Origin of the sequence: Oliverpabstia intestinalis (assembly GCF_009696065.1) — a bacterium.
Taxonomy (GTDB): Bacteria; Bacillota; Clostridia; order Lachnospirales; family Lachnospiraceae; genus Oliverpabstia; species Oliverpabstia intestinalis.
In genome coordinates this window covers 40,978-49,354 of record NZ_VUMS01000020.1, presented here as the reverse complement: position 1 = coordinate 49,354, position 8,377 = coordinate 40,978, and the positions used below count along the sequence as shown (strand labels likewise).

General features: G+C 42.7%; 8 protein-coding genes. 1 reads left to right on the top strand and 7 read right to left on the bottom strand.

The window, feature by feature from the left end:
- Positions 1 to 107 precede the first annotated feature (107 nt).
- From FYJ57_RS16320 to ilvD, 5 genes are all read right to left on the bottom strand, one after another.
- Positions 108 to 197 carry a DUF6783 domain-containing protein gene (locus FYJ57_RS16320; protein ID WP_408636470.1) on the bottom strand — a complete coding sequence of 30 codons (90 nt, stop codon included), beginning with the start codon at positions 195 to 197 and terminating at the stop codon, positions 108 to 110.
- A gap of 158 nt (positions 198 to 355) precedes the next feature.
- Positions 356 to 772, bottom strand: a complete 417-nt coding sequence (locus tag FYJ57_RS11020; protein WP_118316314.1) for a helix-turn-helix domain-containing protein — start codon at positions 770 to 772, stop codon at positions 356 to 358.
- Positions 765 to 1,853: an acyltransferase family protein gene (locus tag FYJ57_RS11015; RefSeq protein WP_235904561.1), complete on the bottom strand. Its 1,089-nt coding sequence runs from the start codon at positions 1,851 to 1,853 to the stop codon at positions 765 to 767. Before FYJ57_RS11015 ends, FYJ57_RS11020 begins: the two co-directional genes overlap by 8 nt.
- A 126-nt stretch (positions 1,854 to 1,979) precedes the next feature.
- On the bottom strand, positions 1,980 to 2,081 hold the full coding sequence (locus FYJ57_RS16315) for a TetR family transcriptional regulator (protein WP_154432676.1): 102 nt from the start codon (positions 2,079 to 2,081) through the stop codon (positions 1,980 to 1,982).
- A 297-nt stretch (positions 2,082 to 2,378) separates the two neighbouring features.
- Positions 2,379 to 4,124 carry a dihydroxy-acid dehydratase gene (gene ilvD, locus FYJ57_RS11005; RefSeq protein ID WP_154432675.1) on the bottom strand — a complete coding sequence of 582 codons (1,746 nt, stop codon included), beginning with the start codon at positions 4,122 to 4,124 and terminating at the stop codon, positions 2,379 to 2,381.
- A gap of 370 nt (positions 4,125 to 4,494) precedes the next feature.
- Here ilvD and FYJ57_RS11000 point away from each other — a divergent pair, with 370 nt between their 5' ends.
- Positions 4,495 to 5,136, top strand: a complete 642-nt coding sequence (locus FYJ57_RS11000) for a FadR/GntR family transcriptional regulator (RefSeq protein ID WP_328597475.1) — start codon at positions 4,495 to 4,497, stop codon at positions 5,134 to 5,136.
- Between the two features lie 84 nt (positions 5,137 to 5,220).
- On the opposite strand, the gene FYJ57_RS10995 is transcribed toward FYJ57_RS11000, so the two are convergent.
- Both FYJ57_RS10995 and FYJ57_RS10990 read right to left on the bottom strand, forming a co-directional pair.
- Entirely contained in the window at positions 5,221 to 5,670 is a 450-nt protein-coding gene (locus tag FYJ57_RS10995; RefSeq protein WP_154432673.1) for a DUF3592 domain-containing protein, read from the bottom strand.
- Positions 5,671 to 6,265: 595 nt separating this feature from the next.
- Entirely contained in the window at positions 6,266 to 8,080 is a 1,815-nt protein-coding gene (locus FYJ57_RS10990; RefSeq protein WP_118568114.1) for a Na/Pi cotransporter family protein, read from the bottom strand.
- Positions 8,081 to 8,377: the final 297 nt, after the last annotated feature.

Sequence of the window (8,377 nt, the reverse complement as noted above, 5' to 3'; positions counted from 1 at the left end):
AGATAATTGAACTCTATTTTTCTTAGGGCGTGCCATAATAATAACCTCCATAGACATATTTTATCATCTATGGCAATTATATCAAGAAAAGAACATTAATTCAAATATCAACGTGTCAGTACACTAGAGCGTGTCTGAAAAAGGCTTTTCGTGAGCTGCGAGTCCCAGTTTGTGGGAGATTTTATCCGAATGAGGATAACATATACCGCAAACTGGGGCTTGCAGATTGCGGAAATGATTTTTCAGACACGCTCTAATTTCGCCTAGAAGTTTCTGACAGTATTCCGGGGACTTCATGCGGATTGCTTCATAGAAAAATTGTGAGCTTTTTAGTACCCTTTATATTTCAGTGCTCTTATTCCTTTCCGTTTAATATCTCCACCAGTCTTTTTTCTTTGATAATAGCAATTCCCTGACTTTCATCGCCCAATATGATCAGATTATCACCTGGCTGAATATCAAATATTTTTCTTGCTTTTGCCGGTATCACAATCTGACCTTTCTCTCCCACTTTCGTGATTCCAAAAACATGCTTTCCCTTTGGCGGAACACCAAGACCAAGATTATTGCTGTTTTCTCTGTCATAATTTACAAGATCATCCAGACTTACATCCAATACTTCTGCCAGAAGTTTGCCCTTCTCAATATCCGGTAGGGATTCTCCTGTTTCGTATTTTGAAAGTGTCTGTCTACTTACACCAATCTTTTCAGCCAGTTCATCCTGCGAAAAGCCATGCATTTTACGTGCGGATACAAGGTTGTCTTTAAACATGTTTTCCCTCCTTTTTCAGACCCAATACACACCAGCGGATAATCGGTATCCTGCTGATGATTTCGTATAAAAGCAATGCACCTGCAAATGCACTGATTCCCACGACTATATATACAATCCCTGCCGGAAGTTCTGAAGCAAAACACCTCAGATAATAAGCTACACAAGCTAATGGAAGATAATGAAAAACATAAATTCCCCAGGATTTTTTTGACATCCATCTTGATACTTTGTTTTCCAAGTTTCCATATTTTTTCATAAATGCCAAAATTGCAAGAATTGAAAACCAACAATAAATACAGGCAGACATATTATTAAGTACAGGCTCTACCGCATAGTTTTCGCCATAATAATATATCGTGTAGAATATTCCTGTTGCACCGGCTGCGATCAGAAAAATCGCCCACCATTTACTTAAGCACTCAACAACCGCATCATGCGAAAAAATGAAATAACCTGTAAAAAAACAGAACCCGTAAATTCCAAACCGGTACACAGTTACTATCGGCGTATTAAGAACTTGTGCGAATCCATATACACAGACAGTTAACAAAATCAGCAACCAGACTGGTGTTTTTTCTCCTCTTTTCCAGATACGATCCCTTTCAAATTTTCTCACTAGTAACAGAAGCATCGAAAAAATCCATAACACTTGTATATACCACAGAACACCGATTCCTGATATAGCCATGACCACATACCGAACTATTCCCGGAACTGATTCAAAACTTTCAAAAGCACCGCTGATTTTCATATTATAATATCCTAGTATCCATTGAAATACAAAAAGTCCAATGGTGGAAGGAACCAACAGCTTGCGTGTTTTATCTCGAATACATTCTTTTAAATTATGCTTTTCCAGGTAATATCTGACTGTCATACCTGACACCGTAAATAACAATGCCATCATCCATGGATATACGAGATATTGGAAAGCATCCTGCAACTGTTCTTCTTTAAACGGACCGATTACTCCAAACGGCTGGACACCATTGTACATATAAATCACATGGTAAATAACAACAATACAAACCGTAATCCAGCGAATATTATCCAGATATATTCTTCTTGTGTTATCCATACTTTTCCCACCTTTGCAATTATTTTTAACATATTTTACCATAAAAAATGTGGTCTTACGACCAACTCCCCTTAACATTTTCTGCTGAATTTTGTTAAAAATCGTTGCATTATGCTATACCTTCGTTTACGACTCATTTTCATAATGTCTGTATAGCGATCCCTTAGTCATTCCAAGGGTCCCTACAATCCGACTCACAGATACAGCTTCATATCCTTGTAAACACAATAGATTTGACTGATGGTATGCTCTATAACTGTGATATGCATAATTTCTATGCTATCATAGACCTTGTTAAATTTGTTCGGTATATAATTCATTTTTTGCGCTTATTATACTTTTACATAAAAATATCCCTCAGGGCTTCAAACCCTGAGGGGCATCTCCATTCAACTTAAAGACACTACTTTTATTTACATCGCCCTCTTCGTGATTCTTTTCATTTTTCCGGAGATGATAGGGTTCGATTCCAAACAGGACATCGATATACGGAAGACACAGTGTACAGAAATCTCTGTTTCGTCATCAATACTCCAGGTAAGCCCCCTTCATCGGACTTGCTGCATGCTGACTGAAAAGTCTCAGCACACCTTTTTTATATTTTGCTTCTACCGGTTTCCAGTTTTTCCGTCTTTCGGCAAGAATCTGGTCAATTTCCTCCATCGACTTACGCTCTCCTGCAACTCCGATGATATTCAGTTTTCTTTCCATAACATCAATTTCAATCAGATCACCTTCTTCTACAAGTGCGATCGGACCGCCGTCAACCGCCTCAGGACTGCAATGACCGATAACCGGACCTGTGGATGCGCCGGAAAAACGGCCATCTGTAATCAGCGCAATACTCTTTCCAAGCTCTTTATCACTGCTGATTGCCTCTGATGTATAGAACATCTCCGGCATTCCGCTTCCTTTTGGTCCCTCATAGCGGATGAAAACGGCGTCTCCCTTCTGAACTTTATGCTTCAGGACAGCATCCAGGCATTCTTCTTCGCTGTCGAACGGTCTGGCACGGAGCACAGCTTTAAACATCTCTTTCGGACATGCCGTATGCTTGATCACGGCTCCTTCCGGTGCAAGATTTCCACGGAGAACGGCAATACTTCCATCGGTTCCGATCGCCTTCTCATACGGACGGATAATATCTTCTTTTGTGAGGTTTACCTGATACCGTCTGTTGAATTCCTGAAGCCATTTTTCACATTTTTCATAGAATCCGTTCCGCTTCAGCTCTTCCAGATTTTCTCCTAATGTCTTTCCTGTAACAGTCATTACATCCAGATGGAGATGTTCCTTGATTTCTTCCATGATAGCCGGTACACCGCCTGCATAGTAGAAGCACTCTGCCGGCCAGCGTCCTGCAGGACGTACATCCAGAAGATATCTGGCATTTCTGTGCAGTCTGTCAAAGGTATCTCCGGTAATCTCAATACCAAATTCATGTGCAATTGCCGGAAGATGAAGCAGGCAGTTGGTGCTTCCTGAAATTGCCGCATGTACGAGAATTGCATTTTCAAAGCTTTCCATCGTCACAATATCTGAAGGACGCATATGTTCCATCTTTGCCAGTCTTACCGCCTGTCTTCCAGCCTCTCTTGCAAATACAAGGAGATCCGGGCTGGTTGCCGGCATCAGTGCTGTTCCCGGAAGTGCAAGACCAAGCGCCTCTGCCATGATCTGCATCGTAGAAGCTGTTCCGATAAAAGAACATGCACCGCAGCTCGGGCAGGCATTGCATTTCGCCCAGTCAAGTTTTTCTTCATCAATCTCGCCGCGCTCAAACTTTGCACTGTACATTCCGAGCTGCTCCAGTGTCAGCATTTCCGGACCCGCATTCATGGTTCCACCCGGAACAAACACGGACGGAATATCGACTCTGGCAAGTCCGATCAGATTTCCCGGCACTCCTTTGTCGCAGCTGGAAAGATAGACACCGGCATCAAACGGAGTCGCATTTGCATGAATTTCGATCATATTTGCAATCATTTCACGGCTGGCCAGGCTGTAATTGATTCCGTCTGTTCCCTGGCTTTCGCCGTCACAGATATCGGTGCAGTGATAGCGTGCACCAAATCCGCCTTCCTCTGCAATTCCTTTCCGTACCTCTTCCTCCAGGATATTCAGGTGGCCGCTGCCCGGATGACTGTCACCATACGTGCTTTCCACTATGACCTGAACCTTTCCCAGATCTTCTTTCGTCCATCCGGTTCCGATGCGCAGCGGATCCAGCTCCGGCGCAAGTTTTCTCATTTTCTGACTTTTTAACTGCATTATCTTTTCCTCCCTGTACCTTTTATGTGCTTTCGGAATCTTTCTACACTTTCTTTTGCGGCTGATTTTCCGGCAGTTGCAATCATCAGCCGCATTGGATCCGCCGCAAACGTTGTTCCTTCCAGTCTTCTGTCTTCTCCTAATTCATCTGATGTTTTTTCACATCACACACCAGCATTTCCTGCTATTTTCTTGTGTTACACGAATATCTTTTGTTGTGCAGCCTTGAATTCATCCGATGTGTTTATCGTATAATCATCTTATTTAAAAATCAATATTGGAATTTTATCTAAAAAAACATTTTTGTTTTTGTGTGTTTTGATACTTTGACTTCGATCTATAAAGATATTATGATAAGAAGTAATAAGACATCATCGCGCTTATTTTAGAGGAAAATTTGAAGCCGGGAGACAAACTCCCCAATGAAACCATTCTCTCGCAGCGCCTGGATGTGGGAAGAAGTTCTCTCCGGGAAGCCATGAAGCTTCTGGCCTCCCGAAACATTGTCACCGTCCGCCAGGGATCCGGAACCTATATCGCCGCGTCTCCTGGTATGGTAGAAGATCCCCTTGGATTTATTTTCATTGACAATAAACAGAAGCTGGTTCAGGATCTTCTGGAGGTTCGTTTTCTGCTCGAACCTTCGATTGCTGCCATGGCTGCCACACGCGCAGATGAAAAAGACATCAAAAAAATCACTGCACTCTGCGATGAAGTAGAAACGCTCTTAAAAAATCATGAAGATCACACACAAAAAGATATTGATTTTCACACAGCTATCGCTTTAAGCAGCAAAAACGTTGTTGTACCAAGGCTGATACCTGTGATCAACAATTCCATTCCTCTGTTTGTGGAGACAACCGGGGGAATCCTTCGCAGGGAAACCATAGAAAGCCACCGTGAAATTGCCGATGCGATTGCCTGCCACGATCCGCTCCACGCACAGGATGCCATGTATCTCCATCTTGTCTATAACCGCAAATGGATCTGCAGCATCTCGCAGAAGCAATGAATTATACAAAAAGCCCGGGCACTTGGCTCCGGGCTTTTTTCGTTTAAACAAGCAAGCACAAAATACGGAAAGGTGTAAATATCATCACCATAACGAATTCCGAAGCACAACAACTCCAAAAATCAGTAATACCACTCCCGTGATAAAAAAGAGGACACCCCCAAGTACCGGTTTTTGCGGCTGATATTCTGTGATATTTTTTGGATTGGATGGTTCATAATAGCCGGTACGCTGCATGCCGGGCTTTTGCACGGTGTCAGATCCATGACGGCTCGTATAGTGATAGACCTCTCCGTTTACTGTGTACTCATAGGTCGGCAGATAACAAATATCCGTGACCAGTTCCTGATTGCCGTCACCCTTGTCTTCCCATCGCTGGGTTTCTGATTTCGTCTGTTTGATCAGCGTCATAGTTGTGGTGGCTGTGTACTTTTGGCTGTCATCCTCATACTCGGCATAAACCTTTTTCCGATGCCGGGTTCCCAGCCAAAACAGAAGTATTGCTCCCAAAAGTAACCCAATTGCCGGACCCATACATTTCCCCCTTCCTGTCTGCTTTCTTTTGTAAGTATTGATTTATAGTAACTATTCAGTAGCCACTGTCCCGCGAGGTGTTTTGACATGAATATGTCAAAATCCCGAGACATACAAGCCAAAATGCCATCACCGAAGGTGATTTACGCGAGCAACGAGTCAAAGTCCGTGCTTGCACGGAACCTTGAGGAGTGCCGCGATAACGATAAAAACTCGCAAAACGTGTTTTTATCGTTTAAATGCATTTTAGCTCGTAACTGTGAAGGTACTGAACAGTTACGATTTATAAAATAATTTTCGTCAACGCTTTCTTCTGTTTTTATTATAACAGAACCCTTCTTTCCGCACTACTATATTATTCATCTGTGCAAAAAGATTGTTACTGGTTACTGTCCACTCCGTTCTCAGCAACACGCCTTGCAGAATATCATCAGTGAACAGCAACAAAGGATTCCGTAAAAATAATTTCATGTAAACTATGAGAAACACACTGCGCATCCTCGCAGAGCGTTTTTTACTTTACAGGAAAGCAATTTCCTGTAGAGTAAAAAAGCTTCCCGGGAAAATCCCGGGAAGCTTTCTGAATTTATATTTTTTATTCTATTTCTTCCGGCTCCATGCTCAGCACATGCTCTTCACTTTTATCAGTGATATCATATTTCTTTTTGTACTCGCTGAAGTATGTGTAATATTCGAAACTGTCCGTTGGATAGATCTTACTGTCGCGGATATGCATATCCGGGTCTTGTTCGCCACTCTTCATCAGGGCTACCATGGCACTTGCACAATGGGATGCAATTCGCCCAAAGCTATTCAGGATGTCGTTAAATACAGTTCCCTCTTCCAGCCCGCAATTGCCATTGCTCAATCGTTCCACATGGTGCATCTTCAGCTCGTCACACAGATGTGTGATGACCACACCGAGAGGAGCCACCCTCTGTGCTGCCTCTTTATCATCATTCAGAAAAGCGTTGCAGGTAATGTTGATTTCTTCGCGTACCGCTTCCATAACGATATTCAGCTCATTCCATGCTGCCGGTGAAAAGTCTGTGTGATTGTCATGCATCTCGTTGGACATATGCGCAATATAAGAAGCATGGTCTCCGATACGCTCAAAGTCACCGATCGTGTGCAGATACAGAGATACCTGACGGGTCTGTACCGTGTTCATCTCACGCTTTGTCAGCTGAATCAGATATTCTCCCAGACGGCTTTCATATTTGTCAATCAGATCTTCTTTTCTCTGTACTTTGTCAAACTTATCCTGCTGATATTCATTCAACAGATTCATGGCTCTGTTGACATTCTTGCGAAGTTTCTTTGCCATGCCGTTCATCGCACGGTGACACTGTGCAATTGCCAGTGCCGGATAGTTCAGCAGACGTTCCTCTAACAGATCAAAATCTGCTTCGTCTTCCAGTTCTTCCGCACTGTCTTTTACCAGAATACATACCAGCTTCTCGAGTTTCGGAATAAACGGGAACAGTACTACTACAGTTGCCACACGGAATACTGTATTTAACAGTGCGATAGATACCGGTGTCATCACCATATCTGTAAAGGTAAAGTGAACAAATGCATTGGCTGTATAAAAGATAACAGACCACATGATCAGTCCGAACAGGTCGTTCAGCAGATAGACCAGTGCAGTTCTCTTTCCATTTTTATTGGCGCCGATCGCAGAGATCAGAACCGGACAGGCCGCACCAACACCGATTCCCAGTACGATAGGGAAAGCACTTGCAAATGTTAAGAGACCGGTAACAGAAAGTGCCTGCAGCACACCAACGGTGGCAGATGCACTCTGTAAAACTGCTGTAAACAGGATACCTACCAGAATACCTGCCAGCGGGTTGGAAAACATCGTCAGCATCTTGATAAAGGTAGGATTTTCACGCAGCGGAGAAACTGCTCCACTCATCATCTGCATACCTGTCATCAAAATGGCAAAACCAAGCATGATATTTCCAATATTCTTATGTACGGAACGTTTGCAGAACATACGGAAAATAATGCCAATTACAGCTACAACGGCAGAAATCGTCGCAGTAGAAAAGATACTTGCGATTCCGCCACCGCTTCCTCCAATATAAGAAAGACACAGGATCCAGCCGGTAATACTGGTTCCGATGTTGGCACCCATGATGATACCGATCGCCTGCTTCAGTTTCATCATACCGGAGTTTACAAAACCGATGACCATGACCGTCGTGGCGGATGATGACTGAATCACACTGGTAACACCCGTACCAAGAGCTACTCCTTTCAACGGTGTATTTGTCATTCGATATAAGAAGGCTTCCAGTTTGTTACCTGCCACCATCTTCAGGCCATCGCCCATCAAAGACATTCCAAACAAAAATAATGCTACACCGCATAGCAAAGACAAAATCATTGAAAAAATTGCCATATGTTTCTCCTCTGTTGTCTGACATCCCGGATCTGTTTCCGGAATGGACACATTCTAAATTTGGTTTCTTTTTACTTTTGTTTTACTTCTTATTTTCTTTTTCTTAACATTTCCTTTCTTATTATGCCATGTTGCCGTCATGATTACAATGTTTGATTGTTTTCCTACGTGATTTTTATCATCCCGTCAAAAATGCGCCGTTTTTTTGTGTAAATTTCAGCAATTTTCCAACTATTTTCTCTATTGACATGCTTGTGCGTACCTTTATGTCAATTTCGACTTTTCTGTTAAATTTTT